Origin of the sequence: Candidatus Enterococcus moelleringii (genome assembly GCF_017377575.1) — a bacterium.
Classification (GTDB): domain Bacteria; phylum Bacillota; class Bacilli; order Lactobacillales; family Enterococcaceae; genus Enterococcus_A; species Enterococcus_A moelleringii.
Window position 1 is genome coordinate 1 of sequence record NZ_JAFREM010000017.1, and the last position, 20,518, is coordinate 20,518.

Here is a 20,518-nt window from a genome sequence, read left to right on the forward strand (position 1 = left end):
CCAAACTTGAGAAAGAACCTGGAGAGACAGCTGATTATTCAAACTAAAATAATCGGAGGAAAATATGAAAGCAACCATCAGAGAAATGACACCAGCAGAATACCCATTACTAGAAGAATTTTTGTATCAAGCGATTTTTCAGCAGGATTCAGAGCATGTGATCCCGCGAGCTGAAATAAAAAATCCCGAATTGAATGTGTATATTAAGGATTTTGGCCGGCTGCCGGATGATCATTGTTTATGTGCAGAGGTTGATAAACAAGTCGTCGGCGCGGTGTGGGTAAGAATTCTGGATGGCTTCGGTTCAGTGGATCAAAAAACACCAGAATTTGCGATTTCCCTTTTGCCGGAGTTTCGTGGTCAGGGAATCGGCACGGAATTAATGAAGGCGATGTTGGCTCAGCTTAAGCAAGCCGGTTACACCCAAACTTCTTTGGCGGTGCAAAAAGATAATTATGCCTTGGAAATGTATGAAAAACTCGGCTTTGAAATTGTCGCGGAGGATGAAGAGGAATATATCATGGTCTGTCAGCTAAATTAGCATTGGAAGTTAATAATCAAATAGAAAAAAACAAACGAGCCCTATTGCAGCGGCTCGTTTGTTTCGGTTTCGGATTCGGAGTCAACATCAGTTGCAGCCTCGGTTTCAGTTGCAGTTTCGATTTCAGTAACAGATTCGGTTTGAGTTTCAGTATGAGTATTGGTTTCAGTTTCAACAACAGCCTCAGTTTTGTCTTCCATTTCAGCATCAACAACAACATCGGTTTGAGTCTCAACATCAACAACAGTTTCGTCTTCCGTTTCCGCATTCACAGCAGTCTCGGTTTCAGTTTTAACTTCAGCATCAGCAATAATTTCAGACTCAACAACAGTTTCGACTTTCGTTTCAGCCTTAAAAGTTGTCACCGGCTGTTCTTTTTCCCGGAAGAAAAAGCGCAGGAAGCTGTTGGTGCTTTTGGTAGTCAGTTCGTTAGACGGCATCAAGGTGAAAACAAACAGCTCAATCGAGATAATCAGATTGAATAATAGACAAAGCATCGAGGCCACATAATAGCCCGGCGACCACATACTGGCAACATCGAAAGTGAATTGCAGGGAAAGTAACACAAAAAGTACCCCATAATGAACCAACAATCCGCGTCCCCGTAAGCCGGCATCCCGCATTCTTCTAGTCGTTAAAGCCAAGTTTGGCAGCAGCATAGCCAGAGAAAAGATCAAATACATAACGATAATCGGCATTAACCGCAATAAGCTGAATAAGACCTCCCACAACATATCTTCTTCCGACATGTAATAGTCATACATTAGTCCAGCATTTAAAAACGCTGAAAACATGGAAGTAAATAAAATCAGGCTGAACACTGACCGAATAGTGAGCAGAATCAGCTGCACCCACCAATACCCCGCACGGGTTGTCCGCCCTTTGAATTCTACATATCCTAAAAAGAAATCTTTAATCGCTTGTACAAAGCCCACTTCTCCAGGAACTTGATTAATTATTTTCATCGTTAACCCCTTTTTTACCCATTCAACAACTCATTATTAAGAGACAGTAGTTATTGTTCCTACTATTGTATACATAAACTATGGTAAATAGCTATGGAATTCAGCTTTTTTCTAACCAAAACAACCTAAAAGCAAGCTATGCAACCAAAACGAACATATTTGGTTAACCTTGGTTGGTGTTCGTTTCCCCCGTTGTTGCTTATGATAGGTATATAGAAAGTATGAAAAATATGAAAGATCTGATAAATAGCATTTCAGCTAAGAAAAATGACAACGCTCAAGGAAACGTGCTGAACATGCAGATGGAGGAACGAAATGAATTTACTAAAGGTTGAGGGTTTAACTAAGCATTACCAAAGTTTTACACTAGAAAATATTTCTTTTGCCTTGCCGCAATGACAGATTATGGGGCTGATTGGGAAAAATGGAGCGGGGAAAAGTACGACGTTAAAGGCATTGCTGAATTTAGTTCAGCCCAGTGCTGGGGAGATCGAAATGTTCGGCAAACCTTTCCTGGAAAATGAAGAGGAGTGCAAGCAGCAAATGGGGATTGTTCTAGGCGGTATTGATTTCTACGAGCAAAAAAAGCTGTCAGTAATCACCGACGTAACCAAACGTTTTTATCCATCTTGGGATGAAGCAGTTTATCAAAAGTACTTGTCAGTTTTTTCTTTAGATCCAAACAAGAAGGTGAAGGATTTGTCTGCCGGGATGAAGGTGAAATATATGGTAGCTTTGGCCCTGTCACACCAGGCCAAGCTGTTGATTTTGGATGAACCAACCAGTGGACTTGATCCGGTTTCGCGGGATGATTTGCTGGGATTGTTCCAGCAGCTGGTAAAAAGCGGCGAGCGCAGTATCCTGTTTTCCACCCATATTACGTCCGATTTGGAAAAATGTGCGGACACTATTACCTATATTAAAGAAGGAAAAATGCTGGCAAGTGCCCCGAAAGCTGACTTTATGCAGTCCTTCGATTCCTTGAAACAGCCGGGAGAAGCAACAATTTCACTGGAAGAAATCATGATCCGTACAGAAAGGACGTCCTACGATGTTTAATTTACTATTTAAAGAAATCCGTTTAGCCGCTCACCCCAATTTATTTATTTTTACCTGCATGGGGGCGCTGGTGTTAGTTCCGGCCTACCCGTATGGGATGATTTTTCTTTTTAGCGGTTTGGGGATTTATATCAGCTTCATGTACGGGCGGGAAACCAATGATATTTACTATACGGCTCTGCTGCCGGTGCGCAAGCAGGATACTGTTCGGTCAAAATGCTGGCTGGTTGTCTTGGCGCAAATGACGCAAATGCTGATTTCGCTGCCTTTTGCCTATTTCCGAACCTTGCTGCTGTCAAACGGCAACCCAGTGGGGATTGAGGCGAATGTTGCCTTTTACGGCATGGGCTTTCTGCTTTACGCATTGTTTAATCTGATCTTTTTACCGACTTTTTTCAAAACCGCCTACAAAGCCGGAAAGGCCTTTATTTTAGCGCTGATTCCCATGACGATCATTATGACTTTGGTGGAAATTGTGGTGCATTTTCCAGCATTTGAATGGCTGGATGGCACGAACTCAACCGATCTGTTTCGCCAGCTGCCGATTCTAGTGGTGGGAATCCTGCTATATGTTGTTGCTAGTTTGCTGGCTTATCGGCTGTCGGTTAAAAATTTCCAGCAGGTGGATTTGTAAGATGAAGGATCGTTGTTCTCGTCATTGGTGTATACCAATAGTAAGGACCTTCAATGACAATATTTTGCTAAAAGGAACTTAGCAGTCGCTTCTTCCACCTCTAAATCCATCGGTTTATATAACTACGTGTAGTTATTTTATGCACTCTGGTTTCCAAAAATATTATTTTAGAATTTTTTGTATTACTCTCCTGTTGGGTGTTTAATTAGCCGGGAAAACCAATCATACGTTGTTTCTGGGATATTCTTGCGGGCAATGCTTTAATAATAAATAAACTTTGACACCGTATTCGGCCGATGGATGACGATTCTGCTTGTTATTCAAAGTGTTTTGTATTTTATTGGTAGTCAGAAAAACGTTGGTATATAAGTGATTTTGGCTATTTTGTAATTAAACGGACTGTCAAATGGCAAAATTTTCGTTTTGTAAACACTTGGTAAAAATAAGAGAATAAGTATAAAATAATAGCTATGCTAGAAGAATCCTTTGATGGCAAGGACTCAGTATGTTTATTTATCGTGTCTAGATATAAAGGTTAACATTTTGAATGTTTAGCTTTTGAAGCGGTATCATTATGGCAATAAAATGTTATAGAATATCCGCTCCTCCTATAATATGATAATCGTATATTACATATACAGACAAGGAGAAGTGAAAAATGAAGGTGGACACACAAAAAAGATTGCTAAAATTGGGTCAGGTGCAGCTTTTCTCCCTTAAGCCGGAGGGAATGGCTAGACGGTTTAAAAAATTTCGTGAACAGAATTCTGATTCAGCCTATTTGCTGCAATGCGCCGTTGTGGTGTTAATCAAAAATGCCTTATCGCCCCTTGATTACTCTGAGGCCACCCAAGAGACAATTAGCAAATTGTTGTTGGAAGGCAGTGTGAAAGACTTGGCTGCGGTTCGCCATCTTTGTGTCTATTTTGAAAAATTTTTCACTACTGAAGAATGGAAAAAAGTCGTAGACCGTCTGTTCAAAAATCAAGCGGAGTTCTTGAAAGTTACCGAATCTACCCAAAAAACGGTGGATCACTTACATAAAATGCTTTACTGTGGAGAACGTCAGCCAAAAGAGCTGATGAACATCGCCACGGTCTTTAAAGACGCCAATGGCAAGAAGCATCGCTTTACCATCAAAGATGTCGATCCTTGCTATTCGGCGGAAGAAACCACGGAACTTTTATCGATTTTAACTACCTTAACCATATTTGAAAAAGACGGTGTCCGCCGCTTCACGGACTTGGTCCGCTACATTTATTTGTCGACAACTCCGATCTACGATGCAGAACTAGAGGAAGAAGCAGTCGCAGAAGAGCTGGCTGCTGCAACTGATGAGGTAACCACTTCCCTAGAAGCACAGCTGGCAGAAGCCTGGGCTGCTTTCCAGAAGCTGAAAGTCAGCGATGAACCCGATGCCGGCTTGGTGATTGAATCAGCGCATTATTTGGAAAACAATGTCTATGCCGGTAAAACGATGGATGAAATAGCCGCCTATATGTTCGAGGGCTTTGTGCCAGATCCGGCAGCTGAAGAAAGGGTAACCTTGAGCCGGATAGCAGCCGCTTTACTAGGAGGAATTCGTCTGCAGCAAGCCAAGCCGCTGACGGATCTTTCCCAGCTTAAGGATTTCCAGAAACCAGCCGATCCGCCGAAAAACGAACAACCAGAAAAACCGAAAAAACCGAAAAAGCCGTTCCAAAAGCCGGTCTACAAAAAGACGAAGAAAGATAAGCCGCCAGTCTTCAGTCAAGAAGCCATTAGGAAGCAGCGGGAAGAGGAGAAAAAAGAACGGGAAATACGGAAGGCGATTGACAAAACGAAAAAGGGGAAAGGCAAGAGCAAGAAGAAAAAGCGGTAGTGGGGGATTGCTGCCAGCGTGACTAAAGAATGTTGCTTTTTCTGCTTAGAAATTGGTACATGAACCGGATGGATTCCTTGCTATAGTAAGACCAAACAAAGGGGGAATTCATCATGGAACATAGAATCGTGGAACTAGAGGCATTCAAGCTGGTGGGATACAAGAAAGCCTCCACCAACCAGAACCAGCAGGGAATGAAGGACTGTCCAGCTTTTTGGAATGAACTTTTTTCTTCGGGGAAACAGGAAGCGTTGTTGCCGCTGATTAATCGGGAGCCGTTTGGCTTGATTGGTGCCAGTTTTTACAACGTTGATGCGCAGGATGCCAAACGTTTTGACTATTATATTGGGGTGGCTACCACGGCTGAAGCACCGGTGGGGCTTGAATCAATGGAAGTGCCAGCCAACACGTGGGCGGTTTTTCCCACGACACGGGAGGCTTCCGGGCAGACGCAGTTCAATATTGTGGCAAAATGGGGACCGCAATCGGAGGAATACGAATTGCTTAACACCGGCTACATGACTGGGGATATGACTTCGGCCGGACCAGATTTAGAAGTGTACGGTCAAGGTGATGCGGTTGAAATCTGGGTGCCAGTGAAGAAAAAATAGAAATTTTTCAATAAAGCGCTGTTTTGATGTGCTAAGATAATTATAAGACATCACAACAGGAGGTAGGCATGGCAACTGATATCCAACGTTTTACGGCCACATTAGCCTATATTGAAGAACATTTATTTGAAGAAATCGACTTGAAGCAGCTGGCCAAGCAGGCGCTGCTGTCGGAATACACTTACCATCGCTTTTTCACTTATTTAACGGGGCATTCTTTCACTAATTATATTCGCAATCGACGGTTATCTGAGGCCGTTTATTGCTTGCGGAAAAAAGAGCAGACGATTGAAGAACTTGCCGACCTGTGCGGCTACGCCAATCGCTCTGCTTTTCATCGTGCCTTCGTGAATTTTCACGGATTAACACCGGCCCAGGCTAAGGACGAACAGGCCAGCATCAACTTTTTTCCGCCAATCCGCTTGAATATTGAAATTGCCGGCGGTGAAACGCTGAACTATCGCATCGAACAGCTGCCGGCTTTTCAAATTACTGGAAAAATGAACAGCTATTTATTGGACGACCAATTGTTCACTCATACCGGCAAGCAGTGGGAGAATTTTTCATGGACGGTGAATTACGAAAGTTTGCCGAATCAGCAGCTACCAATAAGCACTTTTTCGGAGTGAATCGGGAACCGTATTTTGCGGTAGCCAATCCGCAGGCTCCTGTTAGTAATCAATTGAATTATTTTACTGGCTTTGTCTTGGCTGAGGGGCAAACCAGCAGCTATCCGATTTTTTCGATTCCCAAGCAAACCTATGCAGTGTTTACCAGCGAGCCCTATGATTATCGGGTCACCGCGAATGTGTCGAACACCTATCACCGCTTGCAGCAGCGGATCTTTAGTACTTGGCTGCCGCAAACCGATTATCAACGGATAGAAGGGCCAGAGCCGGAAACTTATGTGACCTTGGAGGATAAGGCCTGTTTAGAAATCTGGTTGCCGGTTGACTGACGAAATAAAAGAAGACTAAAACTTATAGCAACCTCTTGACCTTCCTCTATAGGGGAGGGTCTATAGTTTAGGTAGGGAGGGAATTTCATGTACACGATTGGCGAGTTTTCTAAAATCTCAAAGCTGACCGCTAAGGCGCTGCGCTATTACGATCAAGAAGGGATCTTGACGCCTTCGGATCGGGGTGCGAATGGCTATCGCTATTATTCCAACGAAGATTTGGCGAAGGCGGAGTTGATTTTGCTGCTGAAGCAATTCGATTTTACGATTGCTGAAATTAAAGAAGTGGTAGCCTATGAGTTAAATGAAGAGGATCTAGCGGCCTTTTTAGCCGAAAAACGCACGCAATTAGCCGAGAAAGTTGCTAGGCAAAAGGCTTTGATCCAGCAAATGGATGACCTCCTGAAACATACCGAAACGAGGGAGCGAAGACAGATGGAGTACAAGATGACTGTTGAAGAGTTGTCGGCTGAAAGAGTCGCATTATTGTATTTTGAAGGAACCTTCAAGGAAATTGGCCAGTACACAGGGAAATTGTTCCAAGAGGTTAAAGGCCGCGGCAACGGCGCACCGTTTTGTTTGTATTTTGATGAAGAAGTCAACGAAATTGGCAAAATGGCATTGGGAGTTCCGATTAAGAAGACCTTTGATTCGGATTTGCTGAAAATCACGACGTTTCCTGCTGGGCAGGCATTGTGCACGACGCATGTGGGAAGTTATGACCGATTAAATGAAGCCTATAAGGCATTAATCGATTATGCGAAAGCTAACGAATTAACTTTGGAGACACCTTGGCGAGAAGTGTATTTGAAGGGGCCTGGGAAATTTTTTAAGGGGAATCCTGAGAGTTATCAGACGAAGATTGTTGTGCCGATTAAAGAGTAAAAAATGCTGATCCAGTAGATTAAGTCTGGATCAGCATTTAGTTTAATGGTAAACGATACTTACGGGCTTTATTGTTGCCATCAGCTTCGAGCAGATCAAGGTCAACCAATTTAGCGAAATACCCGCGAACCGTTGCCGGGGATTTTCCTGATAAGGCTTGGGCATCCTTGTTTGTGATAGCCGGGTGATCCTGCAAGTAACCAAGGACTAAGTTTAGAAACTCATTTTCACGGGCATTCAGTTGCTCGTTTTTTATTTTAGCCGAAGCAGCCTGGGGATATTGCTTTAAGGTTTCAAGAATGACGTCCAGCATAAATTCGATGAAAACGGTGGAATCTACCGCGTTGTTGCCTTGTTCCAAAGCGGCATAATATTCCTGCTGATGCTGATAAATAATTGTCTCAATCGGAATCCATTCAAAAATTTCGGCAAATTTACTTAGGATAAGGCTTTGCCACATGCGGCCCATCCGTCCGTTGCCATCTTCAAAGGGATGAATAATTTCAATTTCAAAGTGGATGATACAGCTTTTAATCAAATCGGGCGTATCATCGTTTTTTCCCCATTCGAAAAGTTCCTTAACTAATTGGGGAACGAATTCGGGTCGAGCACCGACATGCACTACCTTTCCTTGATTATCGAAGACACCCACATCTGTATTTCTGAATTTCCCAGGATTTTCGACTAAATCAGCAGTAAGCAATGCATGGGCGGTTAGAAAGTCCTCGACGCTATAGGGATTCAACCGAAAACTTTTTTCGTAAGCCTCATAAGCATTTTTCACTTCGTGGATTTCCTGAGGTTTGCCTAAAACAGGTTTGCCATTAATGATGTCAGTGACTTGATCTAATGAGAGGGAATTATTTTCAATCGCCAGCGATGAGTGAATGGTACGCAAACGATTTTCTTTTCTTAGATGAAGATCCCGTTCACGGGTCAATTCAAGTCTGGTTATTAGTTGAGTAATTTCAACGATCTGACGAAGCATCTTGTTGGTAATACTAAATTGCGGAGTCAAAAGACCACCACCTTCCTCATATCTAGAGTACCAAAAATCTTAGGATATCGCTATTTTTATCGCTAATTATATCGCTATTTTTTTGAGAGGAAACAAAGCCAAACCCAGATTGAAGGAATTGTCAGTCTGGTTTTGGCTTATTTTGTACTTCGAGAAACCTGAGTTTTCTATTCCTGAGTCAGCGCATTTTCCGCAGCTTTAACAATCGCGCGGCTGCTCATAGTTGCACCGCTGACAGCATCAACGTCTAAGGATTGCTTTTCGACAATATCCGTAGTGATCACTTCCGCTTTTTTGCCTAAACCGGTTTGATGCGCAAGAATTTGAACGTCCGCGATTTTCCCACTCTCGACTGTCACTTCAACTTTAGCAATCACGGGCTTGATAGCTGCTTCGCCGGTGTAAGTGCCATCAGATACTTCTGTCAGGTCAATATCCGCAACTGCGGCATCCTTCAAGACCGATTTTGTATAGCGGTCAGCAACAAAGAAAATCAGGAAACCTAAAATCAGAATAGTCAGTAGACCGATCAATAATTTAGACATCGCTTCTCAACTCCTTTTTCACATAATCCAGTAATGGTGCGATAGTTTGCCGATCTAGGAAATCAACTTTTTTGTTGTAGGTAGCCATAAATTCCCGATCTTCTTCGTTAGGATTCAGCTTCATTTTCTTCTCCACGTCTTTTTTCTTCACCGTCATCATGATGCGATGCATCTTCGAAAGGTTGCTATAATCAATCCCGCCTCGCAAATGAAAAATTTTAGCATGTTGCAGTTGTTCATCACTCAAGTTATGCTGTAAAACTGGCTGATAATTTGTGACCTGCGGATCAGCTAAGCCAACTGTAAACAGCACTAGGTTTTTCCCGGAATGCTCCTTCAGCAGCTTAAAGCCCTTAATCCCGCTAGCGTAAAGTCCGCCGCCAAAAATAATCAGCTCAAAATTTTCCAACTGCTCCTTGCTCACCTTGGAAGCCTCGAACACGGGTGCCTCCAGGCTTTCGGCGATCCATTCTGCGTACTGCTCCGTCGTGCCGTAATGTGAACCGTAAATCACCCCAACTTTTTCCATTATTTGTCCGCCTCTCCTTGTTCCATTTCAAATCTCTCCAACCGTTCGGCCCCGCCATACAGCTTCATGAAAATAGCAAAGAACTGGGCGATTTCCTCATCGGTATAATCCTCAAACAAATGATTCAACGCTTCGTTGTGCAAAGCCGCCACTTTGGCAAAGTACTCGCGACCTGCAGCAGTGATGGTCAGCAAGGTTTTCCGTTTGTCTTGGGGGCTTTGTTGGATGCTGACTAATTCCTTTTTGGTTAAAGACAGGGCCAGCTTTTTGGCTGTTTGCCGGGAGCTGCCTAAGAGTTCCCCCACTTGGGTTAGCGTTAGTCCTTCTTCAGGGCCGTTCTTCACCATCGTCAAAACCATGAATTGTTTCAACGTCACCACCGGGTCCACCTTGTCAAATGAGGTTTGCAGGCGATTGCCTAAAATAAACAGGCTGGAAAAGATGGCTCGCTGCTGGGAATCGCGGGTTTTACTAAAGGCTTCAATTAAATGATTAATATCCATAAGGCTTCTCCTTTTTAAGTAACTAGTTACTAACTTCAGTATAACAGATTTCCTAAGTAAGAACATACAACTCTGGTCCTAAATTTATGTAGAAAAGCCATGAGCATTTGTTTTTTAATAAATCAAAAAGATTAGCAATTTCCATCAGTTATACGAACAAACTTTCGCCTTGTTATGGTAAAATAGATGGGATTGGAGGCATAATCATGAAATTTTTACACGCAGCAGATCTGCACCTGGACCGTTCTTTTGAAGGACTGATCGAAGTAGCAGACAGCTTTCAACCGTATTTATTACAAGCAAACCAAAAAATGTTAACGAATTTAGTCGATACAGCCATTCAAGAGGCGGTCGATTTTGTCTTATTAGCCGGCGATACCTTTCACCAAAATCGCCCGACATTGAAAACTCAGCGCTATTTCTTTGCGGAAATGGAGCGCTTGAATCAGGCCGAAATTCCGGTTTTTATGAATTTTGGCAATCACGATTATTACCAGGCGGAGCGTTACTGGTTTACGTTTCCCGACAACGTGGTCTTGTTTACCCAGGAAGCGGTGGAAACCAAACGCTTCACCACCAAAAAAGGTGAGCAGGCCGCCGTTACCAGCTTCAGCTTCCAGCATCCGTTAATTGAGCAGGAAATGATCGATCAATTTCCGACGAAAACTAGCGATGCCTTTCAAATTGGCATGTACCACGGGGGCCAAATGCCTTATGCACCCTTTACTTTGTCAAAATTGATGGAGAAGGGCTATGACTATTGGGCGTTGGGACATATTCATGTGCCGCAGATTTTGTCGGAACAACCTTGGATTGTTTATCCAGGAACGCCGCAAGGACATACCCAAAAGGAAACGCAACTAGCAGGAGTAAAGATAGTAGAAAACATTGGTGGAACCACGACAGTCCGCTCAGTCGAAATCGCCGCAGTTCAATGGCAAAAACAGCAGGTTTCGTTGGCGCGAGTGCGCAACAATCCTCAGCTATTCCAAGCAGTGAAGGAGCAGGTGCAGATTATGCAGCCAACCTTGCTGCAAATCGAGTTAACCGATGGCGAAGCTTTAGGAGCCGAGTTGGCTTATCAAGCAGCTTCTGATGAATTGCGCTCAGCCCTACAAGAAGAATTGCCGGAGCACATCTTTTTGTGGCAACTGACAGTAGCCGATGCACCGGAGGAACGACCTTACTTGGCAGTGGAGGAAGCGCTAGTCGATCAGCTAATCGCGACTTATCAAGAACCGACTGTTTTTCAAGAGCTGCTGCAGGAGCTGGATCAAAATCCAGCGATTCACCCGTTGCTGAATCAGCAATTTAAAACCGAGGTAATCACCGAACTAAGCCAAATAATGAAAGACACTTATCGCTTTCGAGCGGTAAAAACCGACGAATAGAAAAGGGATGCATATGTGGATTAAGAAAGCAGAAATCACCGGCTTTGGCAAATGGCGGCAGCAAACTTTTTTATTTGAGCCGAAGAATCAGCTGGTTTACGGCTTGAACGAAGCCGGGAAATCAACCCTGTACCAGTTTATTCAAGCGATTCTTTTTGGCTTTCCTAATAAACGGAAAAAAGGCCAGGACTATACGCCGGAAGACGGCAGCGGCTATGGCGGCCGCTTGACCCTGATGACTGAAAAATATGGACAGATAACGGTTGAACGCTATAAAAGTAAAAACAAAGGCAAAGCCGCAGTTTTACTTGCGGATGGGCAGCAAGGGGATGAAGCCTTACTGGAAACAATCTTGTATCCATTGAATCAAGAATTGTTTCAGCAGGTCTTCACCTTTCAACAAGAGCAGCTGCAGCAGCTGGAATACCTACAGGAAGATGCGATGCATGACGCGCTAGTTTCGCTGGGATTATCCGGCAGCAACCAGCTGTTTGAAAAGAAAAATACGCTGCAAAAAAAATACGAGACCATTTACAAACCGCGGGGTCGCAAGCAGACCTTGAACCAAGCGTTGCAAAGCTTACAGACCTTGCAGCAGAAAATTCAACAAAAGGAAGCGCAAGAAGCTGACTTCCAATCGTTGGTTCGTCAAGCCGACGAACTGCAAAAGCAGGTCAGCAAACAGGAAGCTGCCAATCACGAGGCCCAACAACAACAGCTGCAATTAGAACAGCAACGCTTGAACTGGAACAATTATGCAGAATACCAAACGCTGAAGGATGCCGATTTAAGTCAGCAGGGCAGTCCCGAGGAATTGGCCCAGCTGCAGGAGTTTTATCAAGAATATCAGCAGCTGAACAAGGAGCTAGAGAAACTGCAGCAGGCCTTGCAACGCCACAGCGGGATGGACCAGCATTCGGCCAAGTATTATTTCTATTTAGAAAACGAAGAAAAGATTCAGCAATTATTGGAGCAAAAGGTGGCGGTTCTGCGTTTATTAGATGAAGAACAGCGTTTAACGGTTCAATTAGCCCAGCAGCAAGCCGACAATTTTGGCTGGAGCGCAACCCAAGCTCCGCAGCCTTTCCCTGACAACGCAACGGTTACTAAATTTTTAACCCCGTTGCAGCAGCTGCAAAAACAAGCAGAAGAACAACAAATCCGCTTGCAGCTGGTGCAAGAGCAGCGAGATCAGGCGGAAAAAGCCCTAAACCAATACGAAAAGCAGCATCCAGAACTCTTTAACCAGCCGAAGCGCAAGCCGTGGTGGTTTGTAGCTGCTGTAATTGCCTTAGTTTTGGCCTTCTTTTTACCGGTTCCTTGGCGCTACGGCCTAGTCGTACTGGCAGCTATCAGCGCGGTTTTAGGTTTAATGAAGAAAAACACCACCGCCAGCAAAGAAACCTGGCAGGAAAAATTAGGCCAGCTGGATCTTTATGAAGGTCAGTTAGCCGAATTACAAACTAATTTTGCTCGCTTAGATAAACGCCGACTGCAAGCGCGCCAGCAAGTTCAACAGGAACTGCAACGACGCAAATTACCGCTGCGGGAAACCGAACTGGACATCCAGCAGGTCAATCAGGCGGCGCTGCAATTTCTCACACAACAGGAAGAGCAAAGCAGCTGGCGAACCAAGCAGCAGGAAATCCATCAGCAGCTGTTAAAGCAAGAGCAGGAATTTACCTTCTTACAAGAATGGCTGCCGCTGCAGGAAAAAACAATTACCGACAAATTCACTGCCTTAGAACAATACGCCAAAGAAATGGAGCAAATCCGTTTCGCCCAAACTTATCAGGAAAACACGATGCTGCAGCAGCGCATGAACGAAGCCAAGAAACAGCAGCAGATTTTACTGAGCGTCAATCAGCATTTGCTGCAGCAATTAGGCCTTCATTACCCATCCGAAGTCCCGGCTTTCTTGCAAAGACAGCAGGAAACCGCGCAAAAGCAGCAGCGCTTAAAGGATCTTGAAAAAACCGTGGCACCGCTTTTTCCAAATTCAATTGATTTTGATACAATTCAAGATCAATTGCGTATCTTAAAAGAGAAGCAGCAAACGAGCCAAGAAGCCCTGCGGCAATTGCAGGAACAGGAGCAACGTTTGCGGCTGCAAATTGATCAGATGCAAGCCGATGGGACGCTAGATGCCTGGTATCAGCAGGTCAGCCAGCAAAAAGCCGTGGTGACGCAACTATTGAAGGAATACGCCGCTGCCAAATTAGAAAGTCAATTATTGCAGGACATCGCCACTGAGCTGTCTGAGCAGCAATTGCCGGAACTAATGAAGCAGGCCAGCCGCTATTTCCAATTGTTGACGGATTACGATCAAGCTCGCTTGGATTTTGCCGAGGGCACGGTTACCGTGAATCAGCGGCCAGTCTACAGCTTATCCACCGGCACCAAAGACCAGGTAATCATGGCGATTCGCTTTGCCTATTTAGCTTTGCAGAAGAAGCATCCATGGTGTCCGATTATTATTGATGACGGCTGGTTGCATTACGACCACCAGCGAAAACGACAATTGGCTAAGCTTTTTGCGGAATTTAGCAAAGATTATCAAATCATCTGTTTGTCATCTGACCAAGAAATGGTAAGCTATTACCAAGAGCTTCACCAACCAGTTTGGGAATTGAAGGGAGATTCAAGATGAAGAAAATCAAAGAACTGACTGTCGACGAGCAATTTGAAATGTATGTATTAATCAAAAATGCCGATGTCCGACTAGCAAAAAATGGCAAGAAATTTATCGCCTTTACCTTCCAAGATACTTCCGGAACCGTAGACGGCAAATTTTGGGATGCCTCTGAAGAAGAAATCAATAAGTTTAAAGCCGGCCAAGTCGTTTCCTTAAACGGCAAACGGGAAATCTACCAAGGCAACCCGCAGGTGAAAATTCTGCACCTGCGCACCACTCGGCCAGAAGAACCAGGCGATCCAAGTCTATATATGGAACGGGCGCCGTTGCGTCGCGACGAGATGGAAGAAGAAATCAACCAAACCTTGTTTGAAATCACCAACGCCCATTGGAACCGAATCGTCCGCTTCTTATTGAACAAGTACCAAAAGGAATTTTTCGAGTTTCCAGCAGCCAAACGCAATCACCATGCCTTTGCCGGTGGTTTGGCCTTCCATACGTTGACTATGCTGCGCATTGGAAAATCCTTGGTAAAAGAATATCCTCAGCTGAACGCGTCACTGCTGTATGCTGGAATCATTCTGCATGACCTAGGAAAAGTTATCGAACTGTCAGGCCCAACTTCTACTGAATATACAGTTGTAGGAAACCTAGTCGGCCATTTAGTTTTAGTGGATGAAGAAATCAACAAAGCTTGTGCAGCGCTGAAAATCAATGACGCTGACGAAGACGTAGTTGTTTTGCGCCACATGGTCTTGTCTCATCACGGCCTGTTGGAGTACGGTTCACCTGTACGCCCAAGAATTATGGAAGCAGAAGTTCTACACCAAATCGACAATATCGATGCGTCAATGCAAATGCTGTCCAGCGCCGTGAAAAATACCGAACCAGGTACGTATACTGAGCGTATCTTCGGCATGGACAACCGCAGTTTCTATGTGCCAAAAGATGTGTAAGCAAAAGTAGGCGAGCATTCTCTTAGGAGATGCATCGCCTATCTTTTTCTCCTTGTATATTGTAGTTAGGGTTTTACTCTTCATGATTTGTAAGGATAACCCTATGAACCTATGTTATTAAAGTTTGGTATTACCTCAGTCGCTCTGAGATAATATAGATAAGGATTGAGAGGTAGGCCGTTTTCTCCTTGAGCTTCGAGCTCGTCTTCAAAAGACTGGTCCCTCTCTCTGTTAAGCAGATTGCGAATGAGTTAGATGTTGAAGGTCCTCGTGCCTTACTCCGTATCTCGAACAAGGTAGTGACGCTTTCCAGATGAGTGGCAATCAATCCTAATACGACTAAGAAGGTGTGCATATGTTTTATCTTGGTATCGATATTGGCAAACGTACACACGTTGCTTCCGTGATGAATGACACTGGTAAGATCCTTCTCAAAGGTTTTTCTTTCTCAAATACTACTGAGGGTGCTGAAGCACTAACTAGCGCTCTGCATAAGTTCTCCACTTCACCAGAAGACTTCATTGTTGGTATGGAAGCTACTGGCCATTATTGGCTGGCGCTTTTCTCTTATCTTGATGAACGACAATTTTTAACTCATGTTTTAAACCCGATTCAAACGGATGGGTGGCGCAATGCCTCTAACATTCGCAAGCGTAAAACAGATACGATTGATTCCGTACTGATCGCCGATCTTATTCGGTATGGTGATTTCACAGATACCAGTCTGATGGACGAGAATATTATCTCCTTAAAAAATCTTTCTCGTTACCGGACTTATCTTGTTGGTACTACCAGTGACTTCAAAAGAAAAGTCATTGCCGTTTTGGATCAGATTTTTCCAGAATACGAAACCTTGTTCAAGCGCAAAGGCATCTTTGGTGCAGCTTCAAAGGAAGTTCTTCTTACTTATGGTTCCCCTGAAGCACTTGAGGAAGTTACCGCTGACGAATTAACTCAAGCGTTAAAACAAGCAAGCAAAGGACGGTTGGGTCTTACTAAAGCTGATGCGATCAAGCAAGCCGCTTCTTCCTCTTTTGGCATTCGTTTTGCACAAGAAGCCTATGTGTTTCAACTTCGTTCCATGATTGAACAAATCAAATTTTTAGAAACTCAAATCAAGGAAGTTGAAAAAGAAATTAAGCACATCTTTGTTCAGCTGGATTCAGTCATCATGACCGTTCCAGGTGTCGGCCCTGTGAATGGCGCAGCTATCCTAGGAGAAATTGGCGATATCACTCGCTTTTCAACCGCTGCTAAACTGGTTGCTTACGCGGGGATAGATGCTTCAGTTACTAAATCGGGTGAATACGAGGCTACGCACAATGTCATGAGTAAGCGCGGTTCCCCCTATTTGCGTAAAGCCTTGTTCTCAGCTGCGTTCATCGCTTCATACAATGATCCAGTATTCAGTGCCTACTACAAAAAGAAACGAGCAGAAGGGAAACATCATCTCACTGCAGTTGGTGCCGTAGCCAGAAAGCTCACTTACACGATTCATGCCATACTGACCAAAAATGAACCTTACAAAGTTCTTCTTTAAAAAAACTCTCGTTTTAAGCTTATTTGTTATGCACTTATTCCGATAGATATCGTTATTGTTCCTTTTTCATAGTTCCATCAGAATTAGCTTGACTTATAATAGTTAGTCTTTTAGAAGAAGGATAAATTTTTTACAACTAGCAAGTGTCTTACAACAATAGTAGCGATGTCCGGCTTCCCAAACTAGCTTTGCGAAGCCTTTCTTATGAAGGAGGAACCTTAATTGGAAGATTTTGTATCTCATGATTTTGATTACTACAAACGCACCATCGAGATCATGTACCAAAAGTATTATAACAAGCGCATCATCATGGTTGTGGTGGCCTTGGTGATTATCGGCGCCTATACCGCTTTTATGCAGGAGCACATGCTGCTAAACGGTCTGCTGATTTTGCTGCTGATCGCCATCTTGGTCTTTTTATTTGGTCAACGAGGGAAATTTGACGAGCTATACAACGAATTTCTGCAGGCCAATCAACCAAATGCTCAGATTGACCAGCTGGAAGAAGACGAGTACAGCTACAACGTGAAGGATAATGGAGAGGAAAAAGTACGGATCAATAAGAATGGAGTCCGCAACTTGCCATCCAACAATAAACAGTACACTATGATGGTAGGCTTCGAGAAAACTTTCTTTGCCAAACAGCCGTTTCAAATTATCTACTACGATATGCTAGATATTACATATGAAGAAAAGTTCCGCTTGAAACGCAATGGCTACAGCAGCATGCCCCGCTTTTTGCGCCGCTTCAGCCTAGGCAATATCAAAGCCGGCATCGGAAATCTTTTCAGCTTTATCTTTGGTAATATCTTTATTCTATTTATCGTGTTTCGCTTATTGCGCTATGTCATTTCGATCTTGCGTTCATTTATGTAGAAAAGTTTCAAGAAGAAAGAGTATTGATCTCATCTTCTTGAAACTTTTTTTGTCTTTTGCCAAATAAGCTTATGAAGCTCAGTATCTTGAAGCAGATTATAAAATAAGTATGGAAGGTAAAATCTAGTCAAAGGTTTCGCAGTTGTTGACAGCTTTAACTACCGGTAGTATTATTAGGGCAATAAAGAAAGAGGTGAATGAATACAGCATAGAGAAAAAGAGAATCCAAAAAATAGAATGCACCTTTTAAGGTAGCTACTATTTACAAATTTCTCGATAACCATAAGTTTTGGGGGAATCCTCCCTGTTTTCTATGCTTTATTGTATTATGAAAGATAGACACTGGGAATTTACGCACGGCAAACTTAACGTTTCTGCAAAAATGGAAAAAGGAACAAAGAACCCGAAAGAATTAGTTGCCTGGTTAATCATCTTGGCTGCCATTGCTTGGTTCTTCTTCATAGGTTAGGAAAGTGAGTGTATCTCATGGAAAAAAGTAACGTCCTTTTAGTTTTGAGGCTTGTGGCTATTGCAGCGTTGTTCTATGCAGCCTTTACCCAAAAGTGGATTTTGGCAATAGCTGCCATGGTTGCTATTGCTGCGCTGACAAAGATATATAAAGAGGAGGGATAATCAATCTAATGGCTGGAGAAAAGAAAACTACCAGTACCGAACGCAACAAACGGTGGCAAGAAAAAAATCCCGAACGTTCTAAATATCTGCGTCGGCGGACCGATGCGCGTGGGTTTATTAAAAACTGGGCAAAGGAAGCTGATTTGATCGAGCTTGAAAATTTGATGACTATTCGGCGGAAACAACTAGTAGATGGAACTGCTGAAAATGCTGACGTTTAGAGCATTTTAGTCCTATTTTTTTCGAAAAAAATACCCTTAACTGTTGACGTATACTACTACCGGTAGCATAATTAAAGACAGTTAAGGGAGGTGGTATATTGGAACTCTTAGCTACTGCTATTACAATTCTTGTTGGTTTGATCCAGATAGCTATCTGGCTGCATGACTTCGGCAAAAAGTCATACAAACCGAAACATAAGAAACGTAAATAGCAAATCATTTGCGAGGTCGGGCTTAGCCCTTCCTTCGCTTATATGATAGCACGAATTCCAATATTAGCCAAGCTGCTAATTGCCAAGCAGAAGAACCTTAACGTTAACTTAGGACGGCGTCCGCGGCGCCACTCTATCGGGGAGGCTCCAGCATTTGCTGGGGTCTCTTTCGTAGTATGCTATTTTTTATCAAAGAGTGAGTTTCACTGCAACTAACGCCAATTTATCAGACAATAAAAAAAGTTTTACAAAAAACGTTGACAAACTGACCGACCGGCGGTATAGTATAAATATAAACAGACCGGTGGTCGGTCGGAAAGAGCAGCCTATGAGAATTGTAAAGGAACATGAGACACGGCGAACCGAGATCATTGATACCGCCGAACAGCTTTTCTTAGCCAAAGGATACGAGAAAGCAACCATTAATGACATCCTAAAGCAAATCGGCATCGCCAAAGGAACTTTTTATCACTACTTCAAATCCAAAGAAGAAGTCATGGACGCAGTCATCATGCGAGTCGTCGAAAAAGATCGCCTGATCGCCCAAGAAGTACAAAAGACAGACATCAGCAGCCTAGATAAAATCTTGCTATTTTTGAAACAGCAGTCAGCTGCAGACAACGAGCAAAAAAGCGATTTGCTGGAACAATTTCAACACACAGAGAATGCACTCATGAAGCAGCGAGCATTAGAAGGAACGCTTCAGCACGTTTGTCCAGTCTTAGCCGAAATCATTGAAGAAGGCAAGCAGCAAGGCGAGTTTTCAGTGGAGTATCCGCTAGAAAGTATTCAGTTTTTAATCGCCGGCATCCAATCATTATCCGACGAACGGGTAATCGGCGAAGATCCCGAAGCCATCCAACGCAAGCTTTTCTCCTTTGTGGAATTCATCTTTCGCATCCTAGGAATCGACGAAGCCAAGTTTGATAAGCAAACAGTCACACAACAATTTTTAGAAATCTTCACCAGTTAAACTCAATCACAACGATTGAGTTTAAAAAATAAAACAAATTAGACTGACGGTCGGTCTACACAGGAGGAACTTTAAATGAATCATCAACAAACTATCAAAGAATTAGCACAACGCAGCGGCGAACAACTAGAAACTTGTGAAGCAGTCATGAAGGCCTACGAAAAATACGCCGAAAAACATATCAGGAAAGCTAAACGCAACAACTTAGTGGAAGTCGCCACAGCAATTGCGAAGGAAACAAACCTAGACATTCGAACTTGCGAAAACATTTTAACGCAATTTTTTGATCTATTAAGTGAAAGAATTCAACACATCCCATTTTTCAACAGACTAGGAGGAAAATAAAATGATGACAACCATCGCAGTAATTATAACCTTAGGAATCGTATCGCAAATCGTCGAAGCTTTGATCGACGAAGACGCCGTAAAAGATTTTGTAATCAAACACTTGGGCGAAGTACTCGCAGACGAAAAATAAAACTAAAAAACGGAGGAAATTAAAATGAAAAAAATCATCATCGCAATTATCGCAGTAGTAAGTCTAGGATTGGTATCGCAAGTAGTAGAACAAAACATGGACAAGGAAGCCGTAAAAGAAGCAGTAACAGCAACATTCAAAACACCCGCTGACGAAAAAACAGAAAACGGAGGAAATTAAAATGAAAAAAATCATCATCGCAATTATAGCAGTAGTAGGTTTAGGACTGGTATCGCAAGTAGTAGAACAAAACATGGACAAAGAAGCCGTAAAAGAAGCAGTAACCAGCACCTTCAAAACACCCGCTGACGAAAAAACAGAAAATGGAGGAAATTAAAATGAAAAAAATCATTGTCGCAATTATAGCAGTAGCAGGTTTAGGTTTGGTATCACAGGTAGTTGAACGGACCATGGACAAAGAAGCCGTAAAAGAAGCAGTAACCAGCACCTTCAAAACACCAACAGACGAAAAAACAGAAAACGGAGGAAATTAA

25 protein-coding genes and 1 pseudogene are annotated in these 20,518 nt (G+C 43.2%); 21 read left to right on the plus strand and 5 right to left on the minus strand.

The genetic code is table 11. The features are described 5' to 3' along the window. Positions 1–64: 64 nt before the first annotated feature. A complete protein-coding gene (locus tag JZO70_RS10680) occupies positions 65–541 on the plus strand; it encodes a GNAT family N-acetyltransferase (RefSeq protein WP_207673562.1) in 477 nt (158 codons plus the stop codon). A gap of 41 nt (positions 542–582) precedes the next feature. Here the strand turns inward: JZO70_RS10680 and JZO70_RS10685 are convergent, their stop codons facing one another. Beyond that, a complete protein-coding gene (locus JZO70_RS10685) occupies positions 583–1,506 on the minus strand; it encodes a DUF805 domain-containing protein (RefSeq protein ID WP_207673563.1) in 924 nt (307 codons plus the stop codon). A 315-nt stretch (positions 1,507–1,821) separates the two neighbouring features. On the opposite strand from JZO70_RS10685, the pseudogene JZO70_RS10690 reads away from it, so the two are divergent. From JZO70_RS10690 to JZO70_RS10715, 7 genes and pseudogenes are all read left to right on the plus strand, one after another. Continuing rightward, a pseudogene (locus JZO70_RS10690) lies at positions 1,822–2,565 on the plus strand (ABC transporter ATP-binding protein). Beyond that, on the plus strand, positions 2,558–3,199 hold the full coding sequence (locus JZO70_RS10695; RefSeq protein WP_207673564.1) for an ABC-2 transporter permease: 642 nt from the start codon (positions 2,558–2,560) through the stop codon (positions 3,197–3,199). Before JZO70_RS10690 ends, JZO70_RS10695 begins: the two are co-directional and overlap by 8 nt. Positions 3,200–3,857: 658 nt before the next feature. Then, positions 3,858–5,060: a hypothetical protein gene (locus JZO70_RS10700; RefSeq protein WP_207673565.1), complete on the plus strand. Its 1,203-nt coding sequence runs from the start codon at positions 3,858–3,860 to the stop codon at positions 5,058–5,060. Between the two features lie 113 nt (positions 5,061–5,173). Beyond that, positions 5,174–5,671 carry a GyrI-like domain-containing protein gene (locus tag JZO70_RS10705; protein ID WP_207673566.1) on the plus strand — a complete coding sequence of 166 codons (498 nt, stop codon included), beginning with the start codon at positions 5,174–5,176 and terminating at the stop codon, positions 5,669–5,671. 68 nt (positions 5,672–5,739) lie between these two features. Next, the gene (locus tag JZO70_RS22425) at positions 5,740–6,300 is read left to right on the plus strand and encodes a helix-turn-helix domain-containing protein (protein WP_242703896.1); all 561 of its coding nucleotides are present in this window, start codon (positions 5,740–5,742) and stop codon (positions 6,298–6,300) included. After that, a complete protein-coding gene (locus JZO70_RS22430; protein WP_242703897.1) occupies positions 6,237–6,629 on the plus strand; it encodes a GyrI-like domain-containing protein in 393 nt (130 codons plus the stop codon). The genes JZO70_RS22425 and JZO70_RS22430 overlap by 64 nt, the downstream gene beginning before the upstream one ends. Before the next feature lie 87 nt (positions 6,630–6,716). Then, on the plus strand, positions 6,717–7,514 hold the full coding sequence (locus JZO70_RS10715) for a MerR family transcriptional regulator (RefSeq protein ID WP_207673567.1): 798 nt from the start codon (positions 6,717–6,719) through the stop codon (positions 7,512–7,514). Positions 7,515–7,551: 37 nt separating this feature from the next. Here JZO70_RS10715 and JZO70_RS10720 read toward each other — a convergent pair whose 3' ends face one another. The 4 genes from JZO70_RS10720 to JZO70_RS10735 all read right to left on the minus strand — a co-directional run bounded on the left by JZO70_RS10720 (position 7,552) and on the right by JZO70_RS10735 (position 10,109). Next, on the minus strand, positions 7,552–8,532 hold the full coding sequence (locus JZO70_RS10720) for a Fic family protein (RefSeq protein ID WP_207673568.1): 981 nt from the start codon (positions 8,530–8,532) through the stop codon (positions 7,552–7,554). A 167-nt stretch (positions 8,533–8,699) separates the two neighbouring features. Further along, on the minus strand, positions 8,700–9,077 hold the full coding sequence (locus JZO70_RS10725) for an FMN-binding protein (RefSeq protein WP_207673569.1): 378 nt from the start codon (positions 9,075–9,077) through the stop codon (positions 8,700–8,702). Beyond that, positions 9,070–9,606 (minus strand): flavodoxin domain-containing protein, encoded by a 537-nt coding sequence (locus JZO70_RS10730; RefSeq protein ID WP_207673570.1) that lies wholly within the window; start codon positions 9,604–9,606, stop codon positions 9,070–9,072. The genes JZO70_RS10725 and JZO70_RS10730 overlap by 8 nt, the downstream gene beginning before the upstream one ends. After that, positions 9,606–10,109 (minus strand): MarR family winged helix-turn-helix transcriptional regulator, encoded by a 504-nt coding sequence (locus tag JZO70_RS10735; protein ID WP_207673571.1) that lies wholly within the window; start codon positions 10,107–10,109, stop codon positions 9,606–9,608. Before JZO70_RS10735 ends, JZO70_RS10730 begins: the two co-directional genes overlap by 1 nt. Before the next feature lie 206 nt (positions 10,110–10,315). Between JZO70_RS10735 and JZO70_RS10740 the strand changes: the two genes are divergently transcribed. The 13 genes from JZO70_RS10740 to JZO70_RS10795 all read left to right on the plus strand — a co-directional run bounded on the left by JZO70_RS10740 (position 10,316) and on the right by JZO70_RS10795 (position 20,518). Next, the gene (locus tag JZO70_RS10740; RefSeq protein WP_207673572.1) at positions 10,316–11,500 is read left to right on the plus strand and encodes a metallophosphoesterase family protein; all 1,185 of its coding nucleotides are present in this window, start codon (positions 10,316–10,318) and stop codon (positions 11,498–11,500) included. A gap of 13 nt (positions 11,501–11,513) precedes the next feature. Next, on the plus strand, positions 11,514–14,150 hold the full coding sequence (locus tag JZO70_RS10745) for an ATP-binding protein (RefSeq protein WP_207673573.1): 2,637 nt from the start codon (positions 11,514–11,516) through the stop codon (positions 14,148–14,150). After that, positions 14,147–15,091: a 3'-5' exoribonuclease YhaM family protein gene (locus JZO70_RS10750; protein ID WP_207673574.1), complete on the plus strand. Its 945-nt coding sequence runs from the start codon at positions 14,147–14,149 to the stop codon at positions 15,089–15,091. The genes JZO70_RS10745 and JZO70_RS10750 overlap by 4 nt, the downstream gene beginning before the upstream one ends. Before the next feature lie 355 nt (positions 15,092–15,446). Beyond that, a complete protein-coding gene (locus tag JZO70_RS10755; protein WP_207673575.1) occupies positions 15,447–16,631 on the plus strand; it encodes an IS110 family RNA-guided transposase in 1,185 nt (394 codons plus the stop codon). 276 nt (positions 16,632–16,907) lie between these two features. Next, positions 16,908–17,507: a hypothetical protein gene (locus JZO70_RS10760; RefSeq protein WP_207673649.1), complete on the plus strand. Its 600-nt coding sequence runs from the start codon at positions 16,908–16,910 to the stop codon at positions 17,505–17,507. 486 nt (positions 17,508–17,993) lie between these two features. Next, positions 17,994–18,140 (plus strand): hypothetical protein, encoded by a 147-nt coding sequence (locus JZO70_RS10765; RefSeq protein ID WP_207673576.1) that lies wholly within the window; start codon positions 17,994–17,996, stop codon positions 18,138–18,140. Between the two features lie 8 nt (positions 18,141–18,148). Further along, the gene (locus JZO70_RS10770; protein ID WP_207673577.1) at positions 18,149–18,361 is read left to right on the plus strand and encodes a hypothetical protein; all 213 of its coding nucleotides are present in this window, start codon (positions 18,149–18,151) and stop codon (positions 18,359–18,361) included. Between the two features lie 540 nt (positions 18,362–18,901). Next, positions 18,902–19,546: a TetR/AcrR family transcriptional regulator gene (locus JZO70_RS10775; RefSeq protein WP_207673578.1), complete on the plus strand. Its 645-nt coding sequence runs from the start codon at positions 18,902–18,904 to the stop codon at positions 19,544–19,546. Positions 19,547–19,621: 75 nt separating this feature from the next. Next, on the plus strand, positions 19,622–19,891 hold the full coding sequence (locus tag JZO70_RS10780) for a hypothetical protein (protein WP_207673579.1): 270 nt from the start codon (positions 19,622–19,624) through the stop codon (positions 19,889–19,891). 1 nt (position 19,892) lies between these two features. Next, the gene (locus tag JZO70_RS22615; RefSeq protein ID WP_278252606.1) at positions 19,893–20,024 is read left to right on the plus strand and encodes a hypothetical protein; all 132 of its coding nucleotides are present in this window, start codon (positions 19,893–19,895) and stop codon (positions 20,022–20,024) included. Between the two features lie 24 nt (positions 20,025–20,048). Then, positions 20,049–20,204, plus strand: a complete 156-nt coding sequence (locus JZO70_RS10785; protein ID WP_207673580.1) for a hypothetical protein — start codon at positions 20,049–20,051, stop codon at positions 20,202–20,204. 1 nt (position 20,205) lies between these two features. After that, positions 20,206–20,361, plus strand: coding sequence for a hypothetical protein (locus JZO70_RS10790; protein ID WP_207673581.1), 156 nt, complete (start codon positions 20,206–20,208; stop codon positions 20,359–20,361). A 1-nt stretch (position 20,362) separates the two neighbouring features. Then, a complete protein-coding gene (locus JZO70_RS10795; RefSeq protein ID WP_207673582.1) occupies positions 20,363–20,518 on the plus strand; it encodes a hypothetical protein in 156 nt (51 codons plus the stop codon).

Coding starts and splice junctions, on each gene's coding strand:
- JZO70_RS10680 (WP_207673562.1), top strand. CDS start 65: ATGAAAGCAACCATCAGAGAAATGACACCAGCAGAATACCCATTACTA.
- JZO70_RS10685 (WP_207673563.1), bottom strand. CDS start 1,506: ATGAAAATAATTAATCAAGTTCCTGGAGAAGTGGGCTTTGTACAAGCG.
- JZO70_RS10695 (WP_207673564.1), top strand. CDS start 2,558: ATGTTTAATTTACTATTTAAAGAAATCCGTTTAGCCGCTCACCCCAAT.
- JZO70_RS10700 (WP_207673565.1), top strand. CDS start 3,858: ATGAAGGTGGACACACAAAAAAGATTGCTAAAATTGGGTCAGGTGCAG.
- JZO70_RS10705 (WP_207673566.1), top strand. CDS start 5,174: ATGGAACATAGAATCGTGGAACTAGAGGCATTCAAGCTGGTGGGATAC.
- JZO70_RS22425 (WP_242703896.1), top strand. CDS start 5,740: ATGGCAACTGATATCCAACGTTTTACGGCCACATTAGCCTATATTGAA.
- JZO70_RS22430 (WP_242703897.1), top strand. CDS start 6,237: ATGGACGGTGAATTACGAAAGTTTGCCGAATCAGCAGCTACCAATAAG.
- JZO70_RS10715 (WP_207673567.1), top strand. CDS start 6,717: ATGTACACGATTGGCGAGTTTTCTAAAATCTCAAAGCTGACCGCTAAG.
- JZO70_RS10725 (WP_207673569.1), bottom strand. CDS start 9,077: ATGTCTAAATTATTGATCGGTCTACTGACTATTCTGATTTTAGGTTTC.
- JZO70_RS10730 (WP_207673570.1), bottom strand. CDS start 9,606: ATGGAAAAAGTTGGGGTGATTTACGGTTCACATTACGGCACGACGGAG.
- JZO70_RS10735 (WP_207673571.1), bottom strand. CDS start 10,109: ATGGATATTAATCATTTAATTGAAGCCTTTAGTAAAACCCGCGATTCC.
- JZO70_RS10740 (WP_207673572.1), top strand. CDS start 10,316: ATGAAATTTTTACACGCAGCAGATCTGCACCTGGACCGTTCTTTTGAA.
- JZO70_RS10745 (WP_207673573.1), top strand. CDS start 11,514: ATGTGGATTAAGAAAGCAGAAATCACCGGCTTTGGCAAATGGCGGCAG.
- JZO70_RS10750 (WP_207673574.1), top strand. CDS start 14,147: ATGAAGAAAATCAAAGAACTGACTGTCGACGAGCAATTTGAAATGTAT.
- JZO70_RS10755 (WP_207673575.1), top strand. CDS start 15,447: ATGTTTTATCTTGGTATCGATATTGGCAAACGTACACACGTTGCTTCC.
- JZO70_RS10760 (WP_207673649.1), top strand. CDS start 16,908: ATGTACCAAAAGTATTATAACAAGCGCATCATCATGGTTGTGGTGGCC.
- JZO70_RS10765 (WP_207673576.1), top strand. CDS start 17,994: ATGGAAAAAAGTAACGTCCTTTTAGTTTTGAGGCTTGTGGCTATTGCA.
- JZO70_RS10770 (WP_207673577.1), top strand. CDS start 18,149: ATGGCTGGAGAAAAGAAAACTACCAGTACCGAACGCAACAAACGGTGG.
- JZO70_RS10775 (WP_207673578.1), top strand. CDS start 18,902: ATGAGAATTGTAAAGGAACATGAGACACGGCGAACCGAGATCATTGAT.
- JZO70_RS10780 (WP_207673579.1), top strand. CDS start 19,622: ATGAATCATCAACAAACTATCAAAGAATTAGCACAACGCAGCGGCGAA.
- JZO70_RS22615 (WP_278252606.1), top strand. CDS start 19,893: ATGATGACAACCATCGCAGTAATTATAACCTTAGGAATCGTATCGCAA.
- JZO70_RS10785 (WP_207673580.1), top strand. CDS start 20,049: ATGAAAAAAATCATCATCGCAATTATCGCAGTAGTAAGTCTAGGATTG.
- JZO70_RS10790 (WP_207673581.1), top strand. CDS start 20,206: ATGAAAAAAATCATCATCGCAATTATAGCAGTAGTAGGTTTAGGACTG.
- JZO70_RS10795 (WP_207673582.1), top strand. CDS start 20,363: ATGAAAAAAATCATTGTCGCAATTATAGCAGTAGCAGGTTTAGGTTTG.